Origin of the sequence: Croceicoccus sp. Ery5, from assembly GCF_020985325.1 — a bacterium.
Lineage (GTDB): Bacteria > Pseudomonadota > Alphaproteobacteria > Sphingomonadales > Sphingomonadaceae > Croceicoccus.
Genome location: NZ_CP087587.1, coordinates 521,346 through 544,553 on the forward strand (window position 1 = coordinate 521,346; position 23,208 = coordinate 544,553).

The following is a 23,208-nucleotide window of genomic DNA, read 5'->3' on the forward strand; positions in this document are numbered from 1 at the left end:
GGGCGGGGCCGCATGCGGTACCCGCCCTTTTCGCGCTAGTTCGGCGTCGCCAGCTTCATCAGCACCATCCCGACTGCGATCAGCAAGGCGGCGACGATCCGCAGCGGATTGGCCGCTTCGCCCAGCATCGCGATGCCCAGCACGAATGCGCCGATCGCGCCAATGCCCGTCCACACCATATAGGCCGTCCCAAGGGGCAGGCTGCGCATGGCGGTTGCCAGCAGCATAAAGCTGGCCGCCATCGCGCCCAGTGTCACCAGTGACGGACCGGGCCGCGTAAAGCCCTCGGACAGTTTCATCGAAAAGGCCCAGACCACTTCGAACAGTCCGGCCAGAATCAGGATTACCCACGCCATGCAGCAGCCTTTCGTCAGCTGCCGGGCCGTCCCGGTCTTGATCCCCTGAACGCGGGGCGGGAACGTGGTCGCCGCAGGCCCGATCTAGGACAGGCAAGCGCCCCTTTCAATGGCGGTTCGATGGCGGCTCCGTCCGCGTCAGGGCGCGTCGCAGATTTCCGGCTCGCGCTTGTTGCCGTCTTCGTCCTCCTGACAGGCGATGGCCTTGCGGCACACCGGCTCCAGCGGGTTGCAACCCAATGTCATCCCCTTGCTGTTCTCGCGCGTCAGCGTGACATAGCGCCACACATCGATCGGATTGCCCATCATATTGCCGGTGAAATGCAACAGGCCAAAGCCTGCGTTCTGGCTGGGGAAGTTGAACATCACGGTCATTCGCATCTCTCCCTGACCTTGCAGGGGATAATCGATATGGCCCTTGTATCCCGGCATCTCGCTCCATGCGCAGGGCAGCAGCGCGCTGACGTCCACCGTTTCGATCCGGCCCGATTCCAGCTGAACGTCGAACTCGTCGGGCAAGGCCTCGGCCACGGGAAGCGGCTGCATGTCCAGCCGCTGGTCGCCCAGATCGTTCTTGCCGGTAAAGGTCAATATGCCGCCGCTGGGGTGGAGCAGGGTCAGGTTTTCGGTCGGCCTGCTTTTCAGTGCAAAGCCGAATGGCCCCACCGCGCCGCCGCCATCGCGATTGACCGCCAGCCATTTTCCCGCCAGCGGTTCGGCGCTGTTGGCGGCGGCTTTGCCGCACATGTCGCCCGGAATGGCAATTGTCTGCGCACGGGCGCTGCCGCCTGACAAGAAAAGGCCGCCGGTCGCAAAAGCAATCATGGCGCATCGTACTGCGATATTCATCGATCGTCCCCCGTTTATGCTGTGATCTGAACTGTTCCCCGCCCGATGATCACTGATGCCAGTCTAAAGATCGAATGCGTCGTTTCAATCGCATCAGGCGTTTTTCATTGCTGATATTGCCCAAGCCATTGTCCGCACGCCTTTATTACCGGCAATCCGGCCCGCTAACGAAGCATTAGCCAAACCCGCGCTATCGCCTGCGCATGACAAGCTCTGCCGCATCGCTGCCCGCCCGCCAGTGGATTCCCGCCCTGCTGTGCCTTGGCGCGCTGGTGCCCGCGATCGCGATCCCGACCTTCGGTTTCCTGTTTTCGCTGGCGATCATGGTGGCAGTGCTGGCGGTGATGAAATCGTCGCGGCAGGCGACGTTGGCGATGGTCTGGAAGAAAGGCTGGATGTCGGTGCTGCTGGGCATTCTGGTCGGCGGCGCACTGGCGGTAGGGATTGCTGAGGTGATCCGCCCGCTGGTCGAAGGGCTGCTGGGCAAGGGCGTCGATACCGGCGCGCTGGATGCGGTGGCGGGCAATGTCGCCGTGTTCGCGGTGACGCTGGTGATCGCCCTCGCCAGCGCGGCGGCAGAGGAAGTGCTGTATCGCGGTTTCGTCATCGGCTGGGGCGCGAAGATCTTTGGCAAGGGCGCGGTGCCGTTGTTGATCCTGATCTCCGCCGCCGCATTCGGCGCATCGCACAGCTATGGCCCCTCGGGCGCGGTGGTGACGGGGCTGATCGGGCTGGTGCTGGGGGCGCTCTACCAGATTTGCGGGCGGCGGCTCTTGCCTGCGGTGGCAGCGCATATGACTTTCAACCTTATCGGTTCGGTCGCCCTGTTCCTGGCCTGATCGCGATGCTAACGCCCGTCACAAGTGATGGGAGTTTGACCGAGTATGAGCCTGCCCGACTGGCTGAAGAACCGCCTGCAATTGCCCGCCATCGCGGCGCCCATGTTCATCGTGTCGCAGCCCGAACTGGTGCTGGCGCAATGCCGCAGCGGGATCGTGGGGTCGTTCCCGTCGCTGAATGCCCGCCCCGACGGCGTGTTCGAGGAATGGTTACAACGGCTGAACAGCGAACTGACCGATGACGATGCGCCGTTCGCGGTCAATCTGATCGTCCATCGCAGCAATCCGCGGCTGGAAACCGATCTGGCCTTATGCGTGAAGTATAAGGTGCCCGTGGTGATCTGTTCGCTGGGCGCGCGCGAGGAAGTGAATGCGGCGATCCATTCCTATGGCGGGCTGGTGCTGCATGACATCACCACCAATGCCTATGCGAAAAAGGCCATCGAAAAGGGTGCCGACGGTCTGATCGCGGTGGCGGCGGGTGCGGGCGGCCATGCGGGCACGATCTCGCCATTCGCGCTGGTGTCCGAAATCCGCGAATGGTTCGACGGACCGCTCGCCCTGTCGGGTGCGATCGCCAACGGCCAGTCGATACTGGCGGCGCAGGCGATGGGCGCCGATGTCGGCTATATCGGCAGCGCGTTCATCGCCACCGAAGAGGCTGTGGCGGTGCCCGAATACAAGCAGATGATCGTCGACAGCGCGGCGGGCGATATCGTCTATTCGAACCTGTTCACCGGCGTGCACGGCAATTATCTGCGCGGTTCGATCGAGCGGGCGGGGATGGACCCCGACAATCTGGCGACTTCGGACCCCAGCGCGATGGATTTCGGCGGCAGCAAGGCATGGAAGGACATCTGGGGCAGCGGGCAGGGCATCGGCGCGGTCGATGCGGTGGTCCCCGCAGCAGAGCGGATCGCGCGGTTCAAACGCGAATATGCCGAGGCAAGGGCCCGCCTGCTGGGATAAGGCGCCTGCCGGGTTGAACCGCCTGACGAATTCAAGGGCGCGCGCCGTCAAAAGCCCCACTGCACGCCGCCCCACACGGTGCGCGGCACGCCAAGGTCGATCGAGCCGCCCGAATTGCGGGTGACGATGGTCTCGTCCAGCAGGTTCTCTCCGCGCAGCACCAGCGACAGGCCCGACACCAGCCGCACCCGCGCAAAGGCATCGAATGTGGTCGCCGCTGGCAGCGCGTCGGTTTCCAGATCGTCCTCGTACTGCTTGCCCACATGGCGCAGGGTCGCGGCCAGACGCATCGCGGACGACGGTTCATAGGCCAGTGTCGCACTGGCGGTCAGACGCGGGGTTTGCGCGGGCCGCAGCCCGTCCAGCTCCGCCGCATCGCCCGATCCGTCGACCGCCGCGTCGGTATAGGCAAGCGAGCCCGTCAGGCTGACCGGCCCGTTGCCCAGCACGGCATCGAGTTCAAAGCCCTGCGCGTCGATGGCGGGCAGGTTCTGCCGCTGGCGCAGGTTTTCCGCGATGGTGACATTGGCGATGGCGTGTTCGATCCGGGTGTCGAACGCGGTCAGCGACAGGCGGATGCCGTCCACCGGCGTCAGGTCGATACCGGCCTCGAACCCCAGCAGTTCCTCGTTCCGCAGCGCCGCATTCGCCTGCGTCGTGACGGGAAAGACGACGAAGGGCCGGTAAAGCTCGTTCAGGGTCGGCAGGCGGATCCCGCGATAGGCCGCGCCGCGCAGCGCAATGCCATCGCCCGCCTGCCACACCGCCCCGCCGCGCCATGTGACGGTCCAGTCGCTGCGGTCGTCATAGGTTTCGGCGGTTTCGATGCTGCCACCGGCATCGCGGGCCGTGTAATAGCCGCCGGTTATCGCGGTCCGGTCCGCGCGGACTCCGCCGGTCAGCACCAGTGCGCCCAGCGTCCAGTCATCCTCGGCAAAAATGCCGATATCCTCGTTCCGCCCGCCCGCCGTGCGCCGTGCGGTGACCGCGCCGGTAAAGGCGCTGATCGCGTTTTCCATCATCGTGCCCGATGCGCTGCGATAATCGACGCCCAGCCGCAACTGGTGCCCCGCCGTTTCGGGCGGTCGCAATTCGAACTTGCCGCCGATGCCCGTGCTGGGGGTGTTGTACTGGTCGAGCACGGGGGTAAAGCGCGTGGACGAAATCACCACGTTGGAAAAATTGCGCGCCTGAACATAGGCGACGGCATCGAAGGACCATTCGCCGCGCCCGACGATGCGCAGCGATGCGTCCTGCCCCTCGGTCGCGCTGTCGGCCCCGTCGAAACGCAGCGTGCGATCATCGCGCCAGACCAGCATGCGGGCCTGTACTTCGGTATCGGGGGCAATCGGGGCGACACCGCGAATGCCGGCCGACCAGCTGTCATAGGCAGCGCGCGACGTGGCATCGACGCGCTGGTCGGCAGGGGTGGTGTAGAAGCCTTGCCCGCGGTCCCAGCGGCCCGAGACTTCGACAAAGCCCGATCCCAGCCTTGGCGCGATGGTGGCGGCGGCCTCGCTCTCTCCCCGATCGTTCACCAGCGCGTGGCCCGATACCGGCCCCAGCATGTCGGCACCGGCGCTTTCCAATTCGATCGTGCCGGTCAGCGCGCCCGCGCCGAACGAACCCGAACCGCCGCCACGCGTGACACGGATCGCGCCCAGCCGTTCGGGCGCGATGGCGGATAGCGGGACATAGCCGAAGAACGGGTCCGCCATCGGCACCCCGTCCAGCAGCACCAGTGCCCGGCTGGTGGCATTGCCCCCCAGCGAACGCAGCGTGACCCCCTGCGCGCTGGGGTTGGCGGAGCGGCTGTCGGACCGGCGATATTGCTGGAACCCCGCGACCGACGACAGCACATCCTCGATCCTGCCCGAAGCGGCCGCGACGATCTGCTCGCGCCCGATCTGCCGCGTGGCATAGGCGGGCGCGGCGACGCTGGCATCAAGACCCTTGCCGGTGACGATAATGGGTGCGGGGGTATCCTGCGGCTCCCTTACGTCATCTTCGACGGGGGCAGCGGGCGCGTCGGGCTCTTTCGGCGCGGCAGGGGCGCTTTGGGCAAGCGCAACGGCGGGTACAAGCGCGGCGGCAAGGCCGCTGGTTGCCACAGAAAAGAAGTGCCCGCGCACCATATGTTTCAAGCCATGTTCCCGAATTTGTCCGCGAATTGCCGCGGCGCATGCGAAGGCTGCTTAGCGGTAAGCGACAGCCGACCGCAACGCGCAGCGCGCATCGGCGGACTGACCGGCAGGCGAATGCTGCGCGCAGGCCCTCACGCGGCAAAGCGTTGTGGCGGGCAGGTCATGTTGTGACCGGACGGTAAGACGATTTCCTGTGAAAGCCACGTCGAGCGAAACCCTGGTCGATCCGTCAGTACTGGACTTGGTAAAGCCCAGTGCGCGGGACCCGCTTCGGTAATAGCGCATCGGTGAGGGTCTCATTGGTCGGGGAAGCGTGTCGTCGCGGGTCGACCACCATCCGATCCGGTCGATGCATCCTGCGATCTCAGAGGGAGGGCGGTCGGTAGTCAGCGCCAACCTGACGGGATGACGGATCTGGGTGGCCGAATGAATGTAAAACAGGCCGATCAATGCGCAGACCAACAGAAAATTAACGCGCGCCAGCATCGTTCATGCTTGGCACGGCATATCTGTCGGGGCAAGCGACCCCGATAAATCGCTGTAGGGCAAGCGCAGCCGGGCGCCGAAGCCAACGCCGGCGAGGCCGAACGGCCGCCCGAGCCTATGCGAGGTAGCCATGGCCCACGCATGGGGCCCGCCCGGCGCCTGAGGGGCTAGATCAAGCTAAGCCGCGGCGCGCAGTTCCAGTTCCAGCCGGTCCCAGATTTCGACCAGAGCGCCGACCAGATCGCGCATCATTTCCTCGGTATGCGCGGGGCCGGGGGTAAAGCGCAGGCGTTCGGTGCCGCGCGGTACGGTCGGGAAATTGATCGGCTGTACGTACACGCCATATTCGGCCAGCAAAATGTCGCTGATCTTCTTGGCGCGCACCGGATCGCCCACCATCAGCGGAACGATATGGGTGGTCGATTCCATCACCGGCAGCCCCGCCTCGCGCATTGCAGCCTTGAGGTAAGCGGCCGATGCCTGCTGCGCATCGCGCTCCACGCTCGACGATTTCAGATGGCGGACCGATGCCAGCACGCCCGCCACCAGCACCGGCGAAAGCGAGGTGGTAAAGATGAAGCCCGGCGCATAGCTGCGCACGCAATCGATGATGCGCTTGTCCGCCGCGATATAGCCGCCCATCACGCCGAACGCCTTGCCCAGCGTCCCTTCGATAATGTCGATCCGGTGTGCGGCATCGTCGCGTTCGGAAATGCCGCCGCCGCGCGCGCCGTACATGCCTACCGCGTGGACTTCGTCGATATAGGTAAGCGCGTTATATTTCTCGGCCAGATCGCAGATCGCGTGGATCGGGGCGACATCGCCGTCCATCGAATAGACGCTTTCGAACGCGATCAGCTTGGGCGTCGCCACGTCCTCGGCGGCCAGCAGCTCTTCCAGATGGGCCAGATCGTTGTGGCGGAACACCCGCTTTTCGCAGCCCGAATTGCGGATGCCCGCAATCATCGAGGCATGGTTCAGTTCGTCCGAAAAGATCACGCAGCCGGGCAGCAGCTTGCCCAGAGTGGTCAGCGTGGTGTCGTTCGAGACATAGCCGCTGGTGAACAGCAGCGCGCCTTCCTTGCCGTGCAGGTCGGCCAGCTCGCCTTCCAGATCGACGTGGTAATGGGTGTTGCCGCCGATATTGCGCGTGCCGCCCGAACCCGCGCCTACATCGTGCAGGGCGGTTTCCATCGCCTCGATCACCTTGGGGTGCTGGCCCATCGCCAGATAATCGTTCGAACACCACACGGTAATCGGCTTGGGCCCGTTGTGCCCGGCAAAGCAGCGCGCATTGGGATAGGCGCCCTTGTTGCGCAGGATGTCGATGAACACGCGATAGCGCCCCTCGGCATGAAGCCGGTCGATCGCCTGGTCGAAAATCTGGTCGTAGTTCACGTCGTATTGCTCTTCCGTGGCCGCCCATCCGCCGGATTTCGCTTGGCAGGATGGCCGGGTGCCGTCCTGTCAGGGTCAACCCCCGAACGCATTGCGCCAGATCAATTTCGCGCGCCGCGCCCGCCCATGGCCCCGAAAATGACTGGGCCAACGGATAATCAGGGAAAAGCCCCTACTGCATTGTCCACAGCCATGCAAAGCATGATTGGCGATGAGTGTGACCCGTTTTTCGCATCAACGCCGCCGCGATCGCGTGGCTATAGCACCTCGATCCGCGACAGGGCGCGTGCCGCCAGCGCCGGTTCCAGCGCTGCCAGTCCCTGTTCCGCACGCGTGAACAGCGCGATATCGGGACCGGTGCGCACGAATTCCTGCCCGCCGGTCAGCGTGGCGATCCGCCGCGCGATCCCGTCGGCCCCGTCGACCAGCGCGACGTCGGGGCCGAACGCCTCTCCCAGCTCTTCCGCCAGCAGGGGGAAATGGGTGCAGGCAAGAACCAGCGTATCGATCCTGTCGCCGCCCGGCATGGCCCGGAATTCGGCCAGAACGCCCGCGATCACGGCGGGATCGGGCGTGCGCCCGCGCAATTTGGCCTCTGCCGCGGCGACAAGGCCGGGGGCGGCAAGGCGCAGCAGCGTCTTGCCCTGCGCGAATTCCGCCTCAAGCCGGTCGACATAGGCCTGCCGGATCGTCGCCCCCGTGCCGATCAGCCCGATCACCCCCGTTTTCGTGGCGGCGGCGGCGGGTTTGACGGCGGGCACGGTGCCGACGATGGGGATATGCAGCACGTCGCGCACCATGCCCAGCGCGATGGTGCTGGCCGTGTTGCAGGCAATGCAGGCAAGGCGCGGCTGGAACCGTTCGGTCATGCGGCCCAGCAATCCGGCGACGCGGGCGGCGATTTCCGCCTCGCTCTTTTCGCCATAGGGCAGGCCGGCATTGTCGGCGGCGTAGATCACGGGCGCTTCGGGCAAAATCCGGCGCAGCGCATCCAGCACGGTCAGCCCGCCGACGCCCGAATCGAACACCAGCACGGGGGCATCGGGGCGGATCGTCGGGACAGTCTGGCTCATGCCCCATGCCATGCGATAGCGGGGGCGGTCTGGCAAGACGGCGCTTTGCAACCGCAAGGGCACGGCCCGGCTTCGTTCCGCTCCGGCGCTTGAGCCGCACCGGCCAAGCGGCTAACGGCAGGTTTCATCATTTTGGGAGTGTGCCCGCGTGACCATGATCGATCTGCTGTCCGCGCTGGTCTTCGGCTATGTACTGGGGTCGATCCCCTTTGGCGTCATCCTCACCCGCATGGCGGGGGCGGGCAATCTGCACGAAATCGGTTCGGGCGGCACGGGGGCGACCAATGTGCTGCGCACCGGTCGCAAGGGGCTGGCGGCGGCGACGCTGCTGCTCGATCTGGCAAAGGGCGTGGCGGTCGTGCTGGTCGCCCGCGCGATCTGGCCGGGCACGGAACATTGGGCAGGGCTGGCCGCGGTGATCGGCCATTGCCTGCCGGTGTGGTTGCGCTTTCGCGGCGGCAAGGGCGTGGCGACATTGATGGGCGTGGCGCTGGGGCTGGCGTGGCCGGTCGGGCTGGCGTTCGCGGTGGTGTGGCTGGGCATGCTGGCGATCACCCGCATTTCCAGCGCCGGAGGGATGAGCGCGGCCGTCGCGGCCCCTCTCGCCGCCTATGGTCTGGGCTGGCCCCATTATGCGCTGGCGCTGGCGGCGATGGCGGCATTCGTCCTGTGGCGGCACCGCGCGAATATCGGGCGGCTGCTGGCAGGCACCGAACCGCGCGTCGGCAAGAAATAGGCGCAAAGGGCAGCACCCAGCATCATGCCGGTTTCGCAGGAAGAGGCTTTTGCCCGCATCCGCCTGTTGCGATCGCCCCATGTCGGGCCGGTCAGCTTTCGCCAGTTGCTGGCGCGTTTCGGCAATGCGGTCGCCGCGCTGGAGGCTTTGCCAGAGATGGCCTCGCGCGGGGGCGGGAAGGGGCAGGTCGCGCCCGAGGCGTTGGTGCGCGCGGAAGTGGCCGCCGTTCGCGCGGCAGGCGCACGCTATCTGTTCCACGACGATCCGGCATTCCCCGCGCTGCTGGCCGAATTGCACAATGGCCCGCCGATCCTGACGGTGCGGGGCGATCTGGCGCTGCTGCAGAAACCCGCCGTCGCCATCGTCGGCGCGCGCAATGCCTCTGCCGCCGCGATCTCGCTGGCGCGGCAGTTCGGGCGCGAACTTGCGGCGCAGGGGCGGCTTGTCGTGTCGGGCCTTGCCCGCGGGATCGATGCCGCCGCGCACGAAGGGGCGCTGGCCGAAGGGGCAACCGCCGGCGTGATCGCCAGCGGCATCGACATCGCCTATCCGCCCGAACACGCCGCCCTGCAGGACCGCATCGCGGCAGAAGGCGTGCTGATCGCCGAACAACCTGCCGGCACCCAGCCGCAGGCGCGCCATTTCCCCAGCCGCAACCGCATCATCGCGGGAATGACGGCAGGCACGGTGGTGGTCGAGGCCGCGCCCAAATCGGGCAGCCTGATCACCGCGCGCATCGCGGCAGAGGCGGGGCGCGAGGTGATGGCCGTTCCCGGCAATCCGCGCGACGCACGGGCGCGGGGCTGCAACTATCTGATCCGCGAAGGGGCCGTGCTGGTGCAGGGGGCAGAGGACATTGCCGAATTGCTCGACAGCTTTACCGGCAGTCCGCGCAGCCGCTTTCGCGAGGAGACGCCCGTGTTCGCGCATCTGGCGCCGGACGAAGCGGCAGACACGATCGCCGATGCTGCCCCCGCCGATATCGCGGGGCTGATCTCGTCCGCTCCCGTCAGCGTGGACGAGCTGATCCGCACCAGCGGCGCCGCGCCCTCTGCGGTTCAGCTTGCACTGCTGGAAATGGAGCTTGCAGGGCGCATCCAGCGCCATGCAGGGGGGCGGGTATCGCTGATTTAGGGGTCTTAACCGCCTTGACGGCCACCGCAAGCCATCCCCATTTTCGCGCGTATACGCGTAAGAGGGGCAGGAACAGCACCTGCCCGCATCGGGAATATCTGAAGTAACATGCAACTTGTCATCGTAGAATCGCCCGCCAAGGCCAAAACGATCGAGAAATATCTTGGGTCGGACTACAAGGTTCTGGCCAGCTATGGCCATGTCCGCGACCTGCCGCCCAAGGACGGTTCGGTAAAGCCCGACGAAGGCTTTGCGATGGACTGGGAGCTGTATGGCGACAAGCAGAAACAGGTGCGCGCCATCGCCGATGCCGCGAAAGAGGCGGACCGCCTGATCCTGGCCACCGACCCTGACCGCGAGGGGGAGGCGATCAGCTGGCATGTTCTGGAACTGCTGAAAAAGCGCAAGGCCCTGCCCAAGGATGTCGAGCGCGTGACGTTCAACGCGATCACCAAGACGGCGGTGACCGACGCGATGAAAAAGCCGCGCGACCTCGACCGCGATCTGATCGATGCCTATCTCGCCCGCCGCGCGCTGGATTATCTGTTCGGATTTACGCTGTCGCCGGTGCTGTGGCGCAAGCTGCCCGGCGCGAAATCGGCGGGCCGCGTGCAATCGGTGGCGCTGCGCCTGATCGTGGAGCGCGAGCGCGAGATCGAGGGGTTCACTCCGCAGGAATACTGGTCGGTCATCGCGCAGATGGAGCACGACGGCACCGCGTTCGAGGCACGGCTGGTCAAGTTCGAGGGCAACCGGCTGGAACGCCTGTCGCTGGGCGAGGAAGGCATTGCGATCCGCGCCAAGACGGCGGTGATGAACGGCGCCTTCACGGTCGAGGATGTGGAGACCAAGCCGGTCCGCCGCAATCCCGCCCCGCCGTTCACCACATCGACCCTGCAACAGGAAGCCGCGCGCAAGCTGCATTATTCGGCCAGCCATACGATGCGGCTGGCGCAGGGCCTGTATGAGCAGGGCCTCATCACCTATATGCGGACCGACGGCGTCCAGATGGACCCCGGCGCGATCAGCCAGGCGCGCAAGGCGATCAGCGACCGCTATGACGGGCATTATCTGCCCGAAAAGCCGCGCCAGTATCAGACCAAGGCCAAGAACGCGCAGGAAGCGCACGAGGCGATCCGCCCCACCGATTTCACCAAGGCGCGTGGCGGAACCGGCGATGCGGCCAAGCTGTACGATCTGATCTACAAGCGCGCTCTCGCCAGCCAGATGGCCGCCGCCAGCCTTGAACGCACCGCCGTCACCATGCGCGACGGCACCGGCCAGCACGAGCTGCGCGCGACCGGTCAGGTCGTGAAGTTCCCCGGCTTTCTCGCCCTGTACGAGGAAGGGCTCGACCAGAAGAGCGACGACGACGACGAGGGTCTGCTGCCGCAGATGAAACCGGGCGACCGTCCGGCGAAAAAGTCGGTCGATGCTGCGCAGCATTTCACCCAGCCGCCGCCGCGCTATTCCGAAGCCAGCCTGGTAAAGCGGCTGGAGGAACTGGGCATCGGCCGCCCGTCGACCTATGCCGCGACGCTGCAGGTTCTGAAGGACCGCAACTATGTCCGGACCGAGAAGAACCGCTTTTTTGCCGAGGATTCGGGCCGTTTGCTGACGGCCTTCCTCGAACGGTTTTTCACCCGCTATGTCGCCTATGACTTCACAGCGGGGATGGAGGACGAGCTGGACGACGTATCGGGCGGGCGGGCCGACTGGCACGACGTGCTCGAAGCGTTCTGGCGCGATTTCAAGCCGAAGTCGGACGAGGTGATGGAGCAGAAGCCCAGCGACATCACCGTGGCGCTGGACGAATTCCTTGCCGATTATCTGTTCCCCCCGCGCGACGACGGGCTGGCGCCGCGTGCCTGCCCGCAATGTATCGCCGACGGGCGCGAAGGGGGCGAACTGCACTTGCGCGGCGGGCGCAACGGGGCGTTTATCGGCTGTGTGAACTATCCCGAATGCAAATATACCCGCCGCTTCGGCCAGCCCGGAGAGGATGGCGAGGGCGCGGACGGAGAGATTGGCAAGCACCCCGACACGGGCCTTGCGATCGAGCGCAAGACGGGCCGTTTCGGGCCCTATATCCAGATGGGCGAAGGGAAAGAGGCGGCGCGCGCGTCGATCCCCAAGGATATTCCCGAGCTGGACCTTGAATGGGCGGTCAAGCTGCTGTCGCTGCCGCGCATCGTGGGCGAGCATCCCGAAACGGGCAAGGAGATCGAGGCGAACATCGGCCGCTATGGCCCCTATCTGCGCCATGACGGCAAATATGCGAAGCTGGCGGGCACGGCGGATGTGTTCGACACCGGCATGAACGCGGCGGTCACCCTGCTGGCCGAGGCGCAGAACCGCGGCGGACGCGGCGCCCGGGCCAAGGCCGAACCGCTGAAGACATTCGGGGAGCATCCGACCAGCGGCGAGATCAAGCTGCTGGCGGGCCGCTATGGCCCCTATGTCACCGATGGCACGACCAATGCGACCATCCCGCGCGACATGAAGCCCGAGGATGTCACTGCCGAGGACGCCATCCGCCTGATCGACGAACGCGCCGCCAAGGGCCCTGCCAAGAAGAAGGGTGCGAAGAAAAAACCGGCTGCCAAAAAGGCCGCTGCGACAAAGGCGCCTGCCAAAAAGAAGGCCGCAACGAAAAAGAAAGCCCCGACAAAGGATGCCGGGGCCAAGGCGGACGAAGCCGAAGGCTGATCGCGGGCCCGATAGTCACGTCGCGGATAGCGGCGGCGGAACGATTTGCCGCCGCTGCCGTCTTTGATCCATGCGCGTTTTCGGAACGCGGCCATCATCAAAGCGGCAGTTGCGATTGGAACAGGAATTGGCGAGAGCCGCGACAGAACCGAAGCCGCATGTGAAAACCGCTGCCGAACGCGCCGAGGGCGAAGGCCTGCCGATGCCGCGCCGGTTCTGGGCGATCGTCGCGGTCAGTTTCGGCACGGCGCTGTTCGTGCTCGATTCGGGCATTGCCAATGTCGCCCTGCCGACCTTGTCGCGCGAACTGGGCGTGAACGAAGGGGCGGTGACCGCGGTCGTCACCGTCTATCAGCTGGTGATGGTGATGGGGCTGCTGCCCTTTGCCAAGCTGGGCGACCGGATCGGCCACCGCCGCATCTACCAGATCGGGCAGGTCCTGTTCTGCGTGGCATCGGGGCTGGTGTGGTTCATCGACAGCTTTGCCATGCTGCTGGTGCTGCGCGCGTTGCAGGCGCTGGGGGCCAGCCTTGCGCTGGCCGTCGCATCGGCGATGATCCGCAATATCTATCCCGAAAAGAGCCTTGGCAGCGGGCTGGGGGTCAATTCGGTGGTGGTCGCATCCTCTGCCGCGCTGGCGCCGACGCTGGGCGGCTACATCATCGCCGATTTCGACTGGCAATATGTGTTCGTGGTCGCCGTGCCGTTCGCGCTGCTGTCGCTGGTGCTGGGACGCAGCCTGCCCAATGCGCGCCCCGGTGCGGATCTGGACGGCACGGGCAGCGTGTGGAGCGCGCTGACGGTCGCCTTGCTGATCGGCGGGGTGCAACTGGCGGCCCATGGCGGAACGCTGGTTCCGGGCATTGTCGCATTTGTCGCGGGCGTGGGGTCGGCAATCTACCTCGTCCGGCGCGAAAGGCGGCAGGCGCGGCCCGTGCTGCCGGTCGATATTCTGGCGCTGCCCGCGGTGGGCCTGTCGGCACTGGCGGCAGCGGTCGCCTTTTGCGCGACGGCCCTGCTGACGGTGTCGCTGCCCTTCATCCTTGAACAAAAGCTTGGGTATACGCCCGATCAGGTCGGGCTGCTGCTGTTGCCCTTTCCGCTGACCATGCTGTTTTTCGCGCCCTTTACCGGCTGGCTGTCCGACCGGATCGCCCCGACCAAGCTGGGGTTGTTCGGCCTGTCGGTCCTGATCGCGGGTTTCGCGTCTTTTATCTTTCTGCCTGCCGACGGGACCTATTCCGATGTCGCATGGCGGCTGGTGACCTGCGCGATCGGCTTTGCGTTTTTCATGCCGCCCAATTCGCGCCTGCTGATCGGCAGCGCCCCCCGCGACCGCGCGGCTGCGGCAGGGGGCGTGCTGTCGACGTCGCGCCTGTTCGGGCAGGCCAATGCGGCGGCGCTGGCGGGCCTGATGCTGGGTCTGGGGCTGGGGCTTGGCCCGGTGCCGTTCTACCTCGCCATCGCGCTCGCCGTGGTGGCAGGCGCGTGCTCGCTTGCACGCTATCGCACGATCAAGGCGCGCAATCTGGCCCGCTATGTCGAGACGGGGGCCTGATCTATTTCACCCAGTCAAGGCCCAGCACTTCGTAAAGCTCGCGGTCTTCGGCCCAGTTTTCCTGCACTTTCACATGCAGGAACAGATGCACTTTCTGGCCCAGCAATTCGGCCAGCTCGGCGCGCGCAGCCTCTCCGATTGCCTTGATCCGCGCGCCGCGCTTGCCCAGCACGATGGGTTTCTGGCTTTCGCGGCCCAGCACGATCTGCTGGCGGATCTCGACCGAACCGTCGGGCCGTTCGACATAGGCCTCGGGCCGGATCGCGCTGTCATAGGGCAGTTCGTCGCGCAGCTGGCGATAGAGCTGTTCGCGGGTGATTTCCGCCGCCAGCAGACGCTGCGACGCGTCGGACACCTGATCTTCGGGATAAAGCCACGGGCCTTCGGGCATCATCGCGGCCAGATGCGCCTTCAATTCGGGCACGCCGTCGCCGGTCAGCGCCGAGATGAAGAAAATCTCGTCGAAATTGCCCTTTTCGGCAAATTCCTGCGCCAGCAGCAGCAGCGCATCCTTCTTCGCGGCATCGACCTTGTTGATCGCCAGCAGCTTGCGTTCGGGGCGCGAAGCCAGCGCTTCGATCAGCGGCATCAGCTCGTGCCGGCGCAGCTTCACCGCGTCGATCACCAGCAGGATCGCATCGGCCGCCTCGGCCCCTTCCCACGCGGCATTGACCATCGCGCGGTCCAGCCTGCGTTGCGGCGCGAAAATGCCGGGCGTGTCGGCCAGTACGATCTGGGTCGGCGCGCCACCCGCGTCATCGCCACCCGCGCCATCGCTCCCCGCGCCATCGCTCAGGGGGCCATCGGCCAGCGCAATGCCCAAAAGGCGTGCGCGCGTCGTTTGCGCCTTGGGGCTGGTAATCGCCACCTTCTGGCCCACCAGCGCGTTGACCAGCGTCGATTTGCCCGCATTGGGTGCGCCCAGCACGGCCACCACGCCGCAGCGGGTGGTTGCGGCGGTTTCGTTCGTTGTCTCGTCCATCGTGTCTATCCGTGACGCTCTAGAAAGCGGGCCGCCGCGTCGGTTTCGGCCTGCTGTTTGGATATGCCCGTGCCGGTTTCCTCGCCCACGCCCCTGACCGATACGCGCACGGTAAAGCGCAGCGCATGATCGGGGCCGCTGCGTTCGACCAGCTCGTATTCCGGCATCTTGCGGCGATTGCCCGCGGCCCATTCCTGCAGGGCCGATTTGGGGTGTTTCGACTGGCCCGCACGCCCTTCGACCGCTTCGTCCCACCAGCGGCGCACCATGGCGCGGGCGGTTTCGAAACCGTGTTCCAGGAAACAGGCGCCGATCAGCGCCTCGATCACGTCGCCAAGGATATTGTCGCTGTCCAGTCCGCCATCGGCGCGCGCCTGCTTGCCCAGCCGCATATGGTCGGCCAGCCCGACCGCGCGCGCCACCTTGGCACAGGCGGCACGGCTGACCAGCGCGTTCAGCCGCTGCGACAGCTTGCCCTCGGCCCCGTCGGTGCGTTCATACAGCCATTCCGCAATGGTCAGGCCCAGCACGCGGTCGCCCAGAAATTCCAGCCGCTGGTAATCGAATGCCTCGCCCGTGCTGCCATGGGTCAGCGCCGCGATCCACACGCATTCGTCGCGCAGCGGCGCGCCGGTCTGCGTCTCGATCCAGTCGCGGGTCCCCTGTTCGAATGCGATGCGGTCGTGCTTGTCCTTTGCCGTCATGTCCTTTGCCGTCAGAAAGTCTCGCCAATGCGGTTCCAGCGCGTGGCCGAAACCCATGTCCACGGCTTGACCCAGCTGGCCGAACCGTCGGTAGAGAACATCATGATCTGCGCCTTGCCGACAAGGTTTTCCATCGGAACCATCCCGATCCCGCCGCCGATCTGCGCCGGAAAACGGCTGTCTTCCGAATTGTCGCGATTGTCGCCCATGGCGAAGATATGGCCTTCGGGTACGGTGAACACGCCGGTATCGTCCTGCGGCGTGTCGATCAGGTCCAGCACCTGATAGCTGCGACCCGAGGGCAAAGTCTCGACATAGCGCGGATAGCGGCATGTCAGCGACCCGTCCGGCTGCGCTTCCTCGAACCGTGCATCGACGCAGGCCGAACCGCGGCCCGACAGGCGCGATGCGTCGATCATGTTCTGGCTGACGGGCAGCAACAGATCGTCGATCCGCTTCTTGGGCACCGCATCGCCATTGATGAACAATTGCCCGCCGCGCATCTGGATCTGGTCGCCGGGCAGGCCGATCACCCGCTTGATGTAATCGTTCGACTGGTCGGGCGGAGCCTTGAAGATCGCGACATCGCCGCGTTCGGGCGTGCTGGCCAGAATGCGGCCCGGGATCAGCGGCATGGAAAAGGGCAGCGAATAGCGGGTGAAGCCATAGGACCATTTCGACGCCAGCAGATAATCGCCGATCAACAGGCGCGGCAGCATCGATTCCGACGGAATGTTGAAGGGCGAAAAGATAAAGCTGCGGAAGATGAAAACGATTACCGCCAGCTTCAGCAGGAAGACGGGGAAGCTGTCCTCCTTCTTCTCTTTCTTCGGCTTTTGCGTGGTGGCGGGCTTGGCAAAGGGATCGCCGCCTGCCGGGGCCTGACCGACGGGGTCGCCCTGCGGCGCGTTTTCGCCATTATTGCTGGAGCCGGAAATTTGCATGTAACCTGTTTTCGCCTGCCGATGGTCTGGTATCGCAGCGCGGCATAGGGCAGGAAACGCACGGCGGCCAAGCGAAAACCTGCCGCTTTCATTGATTCTACGGCCAGTGAGGGACCGAATTCATGACCGATGCCGCCGCGATCCGCGACCGCCTCAACGCTTTGCCCACGCCGACATTGCAGGACCTTTTCGCCGCCGACCCCCGGCGGCTGTCGGCGCTGACCGGCCGGATCGGCTGGGGCGAAGGGGAATTTGCAGGCTCGATCCTGTTCGACTGGTCGAAAACCCATCTGGACGAGGCGCACCTGACCGCGTTCGAGGAACTGGCCGATGCGATGGATTTCGCCGGCCGCCGCGACGTGCTGCTGAACGGCGGCATCGCCAACCCGACCGAAGGGCGTGCCGCCGAACACACGGCCCAGCGCGGCGTGGGCAATGACGCCAGCGTCGAGGAAGCGATGGCGCTGCACCAGCGTATGAAGCTGCTGGTAGAGGCGATCCGCGCGCAGGAACTGGGCCATGTCAAACATCTGATCCATATCGGCATCGGCGGGTCGGCGCTGGGCCCCGCCTGCGCGCTCGCCATGCTGGCGCGCGACGTGGATGCGCCGCTGATCAATGTGCATGTGGTGTCGAATATCGACGGTTGCGCGCTGGAAGACGCGATGCATGCCTGTGATCCCAAAACGACGATGATCGCGGTCGCGTCCAAGACCTTCACCACGATCGAGACGATGACCAATGCGGAAAGCGCGCTCGACTGGCTCAGGACGGGCGGAGTGGCCGATCCCTATGGCCGCGTCGTCGCGCTGACCGCCAGTCCCGAAAAGGCCGTGGAATGGGGTGTCGACGAAACCCGCGTGCTGCCGTTCAGCGAGACGGTGGGCGGGCGATATTCGCTGTGGTCGTCGATCGGCTTTCCCGTCGCCATCGCGCTGGGCTGGGAGGAGTTCGAGGAAATGCTGGCAGGCGCGCAGGCCGTGGATGTGCATTTCCGCGATACCGAAGGGCGCGGCAATCTGTGCCTTCGCGCTGCCTTTGCCGACCAGCTTTATACGCGGCTGCGCGGCTGCCAGACGCGGGCGGTGTTTGCCTATGACGAAAGGCTGAAGCTGTTTCCCGACTATCTGCAACAGCTTGAAATGGAATCGAACGGCAAGCTGGTGACGATGGACGGCCAGCCCGTCGACGGACCGACCGCGCCGATCACATGGGGCGGGGTGGGCACCGATGCGCAGCATGCGGTGTTCCAGCTGCTGCATCAGGGCACGGTGCTGGTGCCGGTGGATTTCATCGCCAGCATCGCACCGGGGGACGAGCTTTCGCCCGAACATCACCGCATCCTGTTGACGAACTGTTTCGCGCAGGGCGCGGCGCTGATGGCGGGCAAGCCCAGTGACGATCCGGCGCGCAGCTATCCCGGCAACCGCCCCAGCGCGACCATGCTGTGCGACGATATGGACGCGGCGACACTGGGCGCGCTGATCGCGTTCCACGAACACCGCACCTTCTGCAACGCAGTGCTGATGGGCATCAACCCGTTCGACCAGTTCGGCGTGGAACTGGGCAAGCAGATCGCCCAACAGATCGAAAGCGGCAAGGGCGATCCGTTCGATCCCAGCACCGAAGCCTTGCTGGAGGCGGCCGGCCTTAAGGGCTGATGACCGCCGCCCATCCCGATCCGGTCCCCGCCGGAATGCGCATCGGCCTTGTCGCGCGCATTCTGGCGGGGCTGACGGCGGCGGCCGCGATCTATGCGCTGCTGCTGCAACTGGACATCATGGGCCAGACCATGACCTTGGGCGCGGCCCTGTGGCGGTTCGCGGGCTATTTCACCCTGTTGACCAATCTGCTGGTGTTCCTTGTTGCGGGGCATCTTGCGCTGGGGCATGCCGACCGGATGGGCGCACCGCCGGTGCGTCTGATGGCGACGGTGGGGATTGCGCTGGTCGGGCTGGTCTATTGGCTGGCCCTGCAGGATTTGTGGCAACCGACGGGCGCGCAATTCGTGGCCGACATGCTGCTGCACCGCGCCACGCCGGTCCTGATGGTGCTGACGTGGCTCGCCGCTCCGCATGGCGGGCTGGAATGGCGGGCGCTGGCATGGCCGATGGGCTGGGCGCTGGCCTATGCGGGCTATGCGCTGCTGCGCGGGGCGTTCGACGGCTGGTATGCCTATTGGTTCCTCGATCCGACGCAGCAGGGGGCGGGGGCGCTGGCACTGTCGGTGATCGTTCTGGCCGCGTCGTTCGCGGTGTTTGCCGCGCTGCTGATCGCACTCGACCGCTGGCTGGCAAGGCGCGCCGCACGCTGAATTACGCCCTGCCGGTTGGCATCGGGCCCCGCCGTTTCCATATGCGCCCCTGCAATACACAGGAGCTTTGCGTGGCCGACAGCGAGTTTGATTTCGACCTTTTCGTCATTGGCGCCGGTTCGGGCGGGGTGCGGGCATCGCGCGTCGCGGCGGCCCATGGCGCGCGTGTCGCCGTGGCGGAAGAGCACCGGATCGGCGGCACCTGCGTCATCCGCGGCTGCGTGCCCAAGAAGATGCTGGTCTATGGCGCGCATTTTGCCGAGGATCTGGAAGACGCGCAGCAATTCGGCTGGACGGTCGAAAAGGCCAGCTTCGACTGGAAAAAACTGCGCGACACGGTGCTTGACGATGTGACGCGCATTTCGGGCCTCTATACCCAGACCCTTGGCAATCACGATGTGACGATCTTCGACGAACGCGCCGAACTGGTCGATGCACATACGCTGAAACTGGCGGGCGGACGCACGGTGACTGCCGACAAGATCCTGATCGCCACCGGCGCGCGCCCGCGCGTGCCCGATTGCCCCGGCCACGAACACGGCATCACCAGTAACGAGGCGTTTCACCTCGACGAATTGCCCAAACGGGTGCTGATCGCGGGCGGCGGCTATATCGCCAATGAATTCGCCGGCATTTTCAACGAATTCGGCAGCAAGGTCACGATCATCAACCGGTCGGACAAGCTGCTGCGCGGCTATGACGAGAGCCTGCGCGACCGGCTGCTGCAAATCTCGACCATGAAGGGCATCGATTTCCGCTTCAACGCCGAATTCCGCGGGATCGAAAAGCTGGACAACGGGTGCCTTAAAGTGTCGATGACCAATCACGAGGATATGGAAGTCGATTGCGTGCTGTTCGCCACGGGCCGCGTGCCCAATGTGGAGGGGCTGGGCCTTGAGAATGCGGGCGTCGAACTGGGCGAGCGGGGCGAGATCAAGGTCGACCGTTTTTCAAAGACGAATGTCGACAATATCTATGCCGTGGGCGATGTGACCGACCGCGTGCAGTTGACCCCCGTCGCCATCCGCGAAGGGCAGGCCTTTGCCGACAGCGTGTTCGGCGGCAAGCCGAGCAGCGTATCCTATGACTGTATCCCCAGCGCGGTGTTCAGCCACCCGCCCATCGCCGCCGTCGGCATGACGGAGAGCGAGGCCCGCAACAGGCTGGGCGACGTAAAGGTCTATCTGTCCGATTTCCGCCCGATGAAAAACGTGCTGGCGAACCGCAACGAACGCGCGCTGTACAAGATGATCTGCGACAGCAATTCGGGCAAGATCGTCGGCATCCACATGATCGGCCCCGACGCGGCCGAAATCATGCAGGCCGCCGCCGTCGCGGTAAAGGCAGGGCTGACCAAAGAGGATTTCGACGCCACCGTCGCCATCCACCCGACCATGGCGGAAGAGCTGGTCCTGTTGAAATAGCGGCCCCGGTCGCGGGGCGGGAAATCGTCCGAAACCAGTTTATTTCGTAACCTTTTCCTGCCAGTGTCGCTGACGGGGAAAGGGGTCGCATCTTGGACATACTTGCCGCACACAACACGCCCTTCGCGGTGGCGCTGGCCCTGCTTGCGCTTTTGCTGCTGATGCAGTCTGTCGGCCTGTCCGATTTCGGCGGCGATTTCGATACCGATGTCGATGGCGATATCGATGTGGAGGGCACCGATATCGCGGGCGGTCTGGCCAGCCTGCTGGGCCTCAACCGCTTGCCGCTGATGGCGTGGCTGTCGGTTTTTCTCGGCTGTTTCGCGCTGCTTGGCTGGTCGGGCCAGCAATTGATCGAAAACCTGCTGGGCGCGCCTTTGCCTGCGCTGCCCGCGGCGGGGCTGGGGCTGTTGATCGGCGTTCCGGCAACATCGCTGCTGGCGCGGCCCCTGTCGAAAATCTGGCCGCATGACGAGACGAGCGCCGTCAGCACCGACCGGCTGGTGGGCAAGCGCGGCACCGTTTCCATCGGCACCGCGCGGCGCGGCAGCCCCGCGCGCGTGCTGGTGAAGGACCATTTCGGTCAGCCGCATAATGTGATGGTCGAACCGCATGAAGACAGCGCCGAATTTACCGAGGGCGACGAAGTCCTGCTGGTGCGGCGCGAGGGTGGGATTTTCTTTGCCGTGACGGGCACCGGTCCGTTCCGGCTCGATTGAATAGGGGGTTTGCATAATGGACCAGCTGGTCACCATCGCGATTTACGCGGGCACGGTTTTCGCCGTCCTGCTGATCATCGCCTTCACCATCACGCGGCTGTATCGCCGCGCGACCAAGGAAGTGGGCTTTGTCCGCACCGGTTTCGGCGGCGAAAAGGTCGTGATGAACGGCGGCGCGCTCGTCCTGCCCGTGCTGCACGAGACGATGCCGGTCAACATGAACACCGTCCGCCTGGCGGTAGAGCGCAAGAACAGCGACGCGCTGATCACGCTGGACCGGTTGCGCATCGACGTGAAGGCCGAATTCTACGTCCGCGTGCGCCCCGATTCAGGCGCCATCGCCATGGCCGCGCAGACATTGGGCCAGCGCACCATGAACCCGGAGGCGTTGAAGGATCTGGTCGAGGGCAAGTTCGTCGACGCGCTGCGGTCGGTGGCCGCGGGCATGAGCATGAATGAATTGCACGAACAGCGCGCCGAATTCGTGCAGAAGGTGCAGCAGGTCTCGTCCAACGACCTTGCGATGAACGGGCTTGAACTGGAATCGGTGTCGCTCACCGGCCTCGACCAGACGAGCATCGAGCATTTCAACGCGAACAATGCTTTCGACGCCGAGGGTCTGACCAAGCTGACCGAGCAGATCGAGGCGCGCAAGAAACTGCGCAACGACATCGAGCAGGACACGCGCGTCCAGATGGAATCGAAGAACCTCGAGGCGGCACAGCGCTCGTTCCAGATCAGCCGCGATACCGAATATGCAAGGCTGGAACAGGAACGCGAGGTCGAGGTGCGCCGCGCCGCGCAGGTGGCCGAGATCGCCCGCGAACAGGCCGAGCGCAACCGCGAAGCCGATGCCGCCAAGATCGAGGCGAAGAAGCAGGTCGACGCCCAGCAGATCGAGGCCGACCGCCTTGTCGAGGAAGCGCGCATCGACCAGCAGCGCGCGCTGGAAATCGCGCGGCAGGAACAGCAGATCGCGGTCCAGAACAAAAGCCGCGAGGAAAGCCAGGCCAAGGCGGAGGCCGACGAGGCCCGCGCCAAGGCCGTCGCTGCCGAGGAACAGGTCACGACCAGCCGCGAAACCGAAGTGGCCGAGCGTGACAAGCGCATCCAGCTGATCGAGGCCGCCAAGGCTGCCGAGCGCGACGCGATCAAGGTAAAGGTGGAAGCCGAAGCCGAGCGTGACGCCGCGCGCAACCGCGCCGAGGCGATCCGGCTGGAAGCCGAAGGCGCTGCCGAGGCGGAGAAATTGCGCGCCGAGGCCGACCGCATCCGCTTCGAAGTCGAAGCCGCCGGCCAGCGCGCGGTGAACGAGGCGGCGAATATCCTGTCCGACGGGCAGATTTCGCTTCAGACCAAGCTCGCCCTGCTGAAAGTCCTGCCCGAACTGGTGCGCGAAAGCGCCAAGCCGCTGGAGGCCATCGATTCGATCAAGATCGTGCAGGTCGACGGGCTGACCGGCGCAAAGGGCGGCGATCCCAAGGCATTGCTGGCTGGCGGCGCGAATGCGGGCGGCGGCAATCTGGCCAGCGACGCGCTGACCGCCGCGCTGTCGTATCGCGCGCAGGCGCCGGTGATCGACGGGCTGATGAAGGAGCTGGGCCTCGACGGCGGATCGCTGGAAGGGCTGGCCAAAGCGGGCCTGCCCGCCGTGGCCGCCACCCCCGCCGCCGAACCGGCCCCTCCGGCCGAAACTCCCACAGCCGCCAGCGATGCGGATGCGCTGGAAGGCGAGGGGTAAGCGATCATCGCGTGGCGGTGACCGTCGGGTTGCCGCCACGCCAATGGCCGGTTTTATTTTCCTTCACGCCGCCGCGCCTTTAACGCGATCACCTTGTCCGTCGTGCAAGGCGGGGCAACGGCTCTTTCA

General features: G+C 65.4%; 19 protein-coding genes. 11 read left to right on the forward strand and 8 right to left on the reverse strand.

Annotated elements, in window-relative coordinates; genetic code table 11:
- Positions 1 to 35: 35 nt before the first annotated feature.
- Both LOZ74_RS02575 and LOZ74_RS02580 read right to left on the reverse strand, forming a co-directional pair.
- Positions 36 to 356, reverse strand: a complete 321-nt coding sequence (locus LOZ74_RS02575; protein ID WP_230278999.1) for a multidrug efflux SMR transporter — start codon at positions 354 to 356, stop codon at positions 36 to 38.
- Between the two features lie 138 nt (positions 357 to 494).
- Positions 495 to 1,181: a hypothetical protein gene (locus LOZ74_RS02580; protein ID WP_230292760.1), complete on the reverse strand. Its 687-nt coding sequence runs from the start codon at positions 1,179 to 1,181 to the stop codon at positions 495 to 497.
- Between the two features lie 227 nt (positions 1,182 to 1,408).
- Between LOZ74_RS02580 and LOZ74_RS02585 the strand changes: the two genes are divergently transcribed.
- Positions 1,409 to 2,044: a CPBP family intramembrane glutamic endopeptidase gene (locus LOZ74_RS02585; protein WP_230292761.1), complete on the forward strand. Its 636-nt coding sequence runs from the start codon at positions 1,409 to 1,411 to the stop codon at positions 2,042 to 2,044.
- A gap of 45 nt (positions 2,045 to 2,089) precedes the next feature.
- Entirely contained in the window at positions 2,090 to 3,013 is a 924-nt protein-coding gene (locus LOZ74_RS02590) for a nitronate monooxygenase family protein (protein WP_230292762.1), read from the forward strand.
- Between the two features lie 47 nt (positions 3,014 to 3,060).
- Here LOZ74_RS02590 and LOZ74_RS02595 read toward each other — a convergent pair whose 3' ends face one another.
- The 3 genes from LOZ74_RS02595 to murI all read right to left on the reverse strand — a co-directional run bounded on the left by LOZ74_RS02595 (position 3,061) and on the right by murI (position 8,114).
- Positions 3,061 to 5,148: a TonB-dependent siderophore receptor gene (locus tag LOZ74_RS02595; protein ID WP_230293789.1), complete on the reverse strand. Its 2,088-nt coding sequence runs from the start codon at positions 5,146 to 5,148 to the stop codon at positions 3,061 to 3,063.
- 672 nt (positions 5,149 to 5,820) lie between these two features.
- Complete coding sequence (hemA, locus tag LOZ74_RS02600; RefSeq protein ID WP_230292763.1) at positions 5,821 to 7,041, reverse strand: 5-aminolevulinate synthase; 1,221 nt, start codon at positions 7,039 to 7,041, stop codon at positions 5,821 to 5,823.
- 257 nt (positions 7,042 to 7,298) lie between these two features.
- Positions 7,299 to 8,114 carry a glutamate racemase gene (gene murI / locus LOZ74_RS02605; RefSeq protein ID WP_230292764.1) on the reverse strand — a complete coding sequence of 272 codons (816 nt, stop codon included), beginning with the start codon at positions 8,112 to 8,114 and terminating at the stop codon, positions 7,299 to 7,301.
- Between the two features lie 154 nt (positions 8,115 to 8,268).
- On the opposite strand from murI, the gene plsY reads away from it, so the two are divergent.
- The 4 genes from plsY to LOZ74_RS02625 all read left to right on the forward strand — a co-directional run bounded on the left by plsY (position 8,269) and on the right by LOZ74_RS02625 (position 14,251).
- The gene (plsY, locus tag LOZ74_RS02610; RefSeq protein WP_230293790.1) at positions 8,269 to 8,850 is read left to right on the forward strand and encodes a glycerol-3-phosphate 1-O-acyltransferase PlsY; all 582 of its coding nucleotides are present in this window, start codon (positions 8,269 to 8,271) and stop codon (positions 8,848 to 8,850) included.
- 24 nt (positions 8,851 to 8,874) lie between these two features.
- The gene (gene dprA / locus LOZ74_RS02615; protein ID WP_230292765.1) at positions 8,875 to 9,984 is read left to right on the forward strand and encodes a DNA-processing protein DprA; all 1,110 of its coding nucleotides are present in this window, start codon (positions 8,875 to 8,877) and stop codon (positions 9,982 to 9,984) included.
- Positions 9,985 to 10,092: 108 nt separating this feature from the next.
- Positions 10,093 to 12,693 carry a type I DNA topoisomerase gene (topA, locus tag LOZ74_RS02620; RefSeq protein WP_230292766.1) on the forward strand — a complete coding sequence of 867 codons (2,601 nt, stop codon included), beginning with the start codon at positions 10,093 to 10,095 and terminating at the stop codon, positions 12,691 to 12,693.
- Positions 12,694 to 12,853: 160 nt separating this feature from the next.
- A complete protein-coding gene (locus LOZ74_RS02625) occupies positions 12,854 to 14,251 on the forward strand; it encodes an MFS transporter (protein ID WP_230292767.1) in 1,398 nt (465 codons plus the stop codon).
- A 1-nt stretch (position 14,252) separates the two neighbouring features.
- Here the strand turns inward: LOZ74_RS02625 and era are convergent, their stop codons facing one another.
- Genes era through lepB form a run of 3 tightly spaced genes read right to left on the reverse strand, consistent with a single transcriptional unit; the run spans position 14,253 to position 16,881 of the window.
- Positions 14,253 to 15,233, reverse strand: a complete 981-nt coding sequence (gene era, locus LOZ74_RS02630) for a GTPase Era (RefSeq protein WP_230292768.1) — start codon at positions 15,231 to 15,233, stop codon at positions 14,253 to 14,255.
- Positions 15,234 to 15,238: 5 nt separating this feature from the next.
- The gene (gene rnc, locus LOZ74_RS02635) at positions 15,239 to 15,937 is read right to left on the reverse strand and encodes a ribonuclease III (RefSeq protein WP_370638080.1); all 699 of its coding nucleotides are present in this window, start codon (positions 15,935 to 15,937) and stop codon (positions 15,239 to 15,241) included.
- 11 nt (positions 15,938 to 15,948) lie between these two features.
- Entirely contained in the window at positions 15,949 to 16,881 is a 933-nt protein-coding gene (gene lepB / locus LOZ74_RS02640; RefSeq protein WP_230292769.1) for a signal peptidase I, read from the reverse strand.
- Positions 16,882 to 17,003: 122 nt separating this feature from the next.
- On the opposite strand from lepB, the gene pgi reads away from it, so the two are divergent.
- The 5 genes from pgi (at position 17,004) to LOZ74_RS02665 (ending at position 23,079) form a co-directional block, all read left to right on the forward strand.
- The gene (pgi, locus tag LOZ74_RS02645) at positions 17,004 to 18,542 is read left to right on the forward strand and encodes a glucose-6-phosphate isomerase (protein ID WP_230292770.1); all 1,539 of its coding nucleotides are present in this window, start codon (positions 17,004 to 17,006) and stop codon (positions 18,540 to 18,542) included.
- On the forward strand, positions 18,542 to 19,195 hold the full coding sequence (locus LOZ74_RS02650) for a Pr6Pr family membrane protein (RefSeq protein ID WP_230292771.1): 654 nt from the start codon (positions 18,542 to 18,544) through the stop codon (positions 19,193 to 19,195). Before pgi ends, LOZ74_RS02650 begins: the two co-directional genes overlap by 1 nt.
- 41 nt (positions 19,196 to 19,236) lie before the next feature.
- Entirely contained in the window at positions 19,237 to 20,619 is a 1,383-nt protein-coding gene (gor, locus tag LOZ74_RS02655) for a glutathione-disulfide reductase (protein WP_230292772.1), read from the forward strand.
- 92 nt (positions 20,620 to 20,711) lie between these two features.
- The gene (locus LOZ74_RS02660) at positions 20,712 to 21,338 is read left to right on the forward strand and encodes a YqiJ family protein (RefSeq protein WP_230292773.1); all 627 of its coding nucleotides are present in this window, start codon (positions 20,712 to 20,714) and stop codon (positions 21,336 to 21,338) included.
- Between the two features lie 16 nt (positions 21,339 to 21,354).
- The gene (locus LOZ74_RS02665; RefSeq protein WP_230292774.1) at positions 21,355 to 23,079 is read left to right on the forward strand and encodes a flotillin family protein; all 1,725 of its coding nucleotides are present in this window, start codon (positions 21,355 to 21,357) and stop codon (positions 23,077 to 23,079) included.
- Positions 23,080 to 23,208 lie beyond the last annotated feature (129 nt).

What these genes read in the sequence shown, in the direction of transcription:
- LOZ74_RS02575 (WP_230278999.1), bottom strand. Translation starts at nt 356, where the DNA reads ATGGCGTGGGTAATCCTGATTCTGGCCGGACTGTTCGAAGTGGTCTGG.
- LOZ74_RS02580 (WP_230292760.1), bottom strand. Translation starts at nt 1,181, where the DNA reads ATGATTGCTTTTGCGACCGGCGGCCTTTTCTTGTCAGGCGGCAGCGCC.
- LOZ74_RS02585 (WP_230292761.1), top strand. Translation starts at nt 1,409, where the DNA reads ATGACAAGCTCTGCCGCATCGCTGCCCGCCCGCCAGTGGATTCCCGCC.
- LOZ74_RS02590 (WP_230292762.1), top strand. Translation starts at nt 2,090, where the DNA reads ATGAGCCTGCCCGACTGGCTGAAGAACCGCCTGCAATTGCCCGCCATC.
- LOZ74_RS02595 (WP_230293789.1), bottom strand. Translation starts at nt 5,148, where the DNA reads ATGGTGCGCGGGCACTTCTTTTCTGTGGCAACCAGCGGCCTTGCCGCC.
- murI (WP_230292764.1), bottom strand. Translation starts at nt 8,114, where the DNA reads ATGAGCCAGACTGTCCCGACGATCCGCCCCGATGCCCCCGTGCTGGTG.
- plsY (WP_230293790.1), top strand. Translation starts at nt 8,269, where the DNA reads ATGATCGATCTGCTGTCCGCGCTGGTCTTCGGCTATGTACTGGGGTCG.
- dprA (WP_230292765.1), top strand. Translation starts at nt 8,875, where the DNA reads ATGCCGGTTTCGCAGGAAGAGGCTTTTGCCCGCATCCGCCTGTTGCGA.
- topA (WP_230292766.1), top strand. Translation starts at nt 10,093, where the DNA reads ATGCAACTTGTCATCGTAGAATCGCCCGCCAAGGCCAAAACGATCGAG.
- era (WP_230292768.1), bottom strand. Translation starts at nt 15,233, where the DNA reads ATGGACGAGACAACGAACGAAACCGCCGCAACCACCCGCTGCGGCGTG.
- rnc (WP_370638080.1), bottom strand. Translation starts at nt 15,937, where the DNA reads ATGACGGCAAAGGACAAGCACGACCGCATCGCATTCGAACAGGGGACC.
- lepB (WP_230292769.1), bottom strand. Translation starts at nt 16,881, where the DNA reads ATGCAAATTTCCGGCTCCAGCAATAATGGCGAAAACGCGCCGCAGGGC.
- pgi (WP_230292770.1), top strand. Translation starts at nt 17,004, where the DNA reads ATGACCGATGCCGCCGCGATCCGCGACCGCCTCAACGCTTTGCCCACG.
- LOZ74_RS02650 (WP_230292771.1), top strand. Translation starts at nt 18,542, where the DNA reads ATGACCGCCGCCCATCCCGATCCGGTCCCCGCCGGAATGCGCATCGGC.
- gor (WP_230292772.1), top strand. Translation starts at nt 19,237, where the DNA reads ATGCGCCCCTGCAATACACAGGAGCTTTGCGTGGCCGACAGCGAGTTT.
- LOZ74_RS02665 (WP_230292774.1), top strand. Translation starts at nt 21,355, where the DNA reads ATGGACCAGCTGGTCACCATCGCGATTTACGCGGGCACGGTTTTCGCC.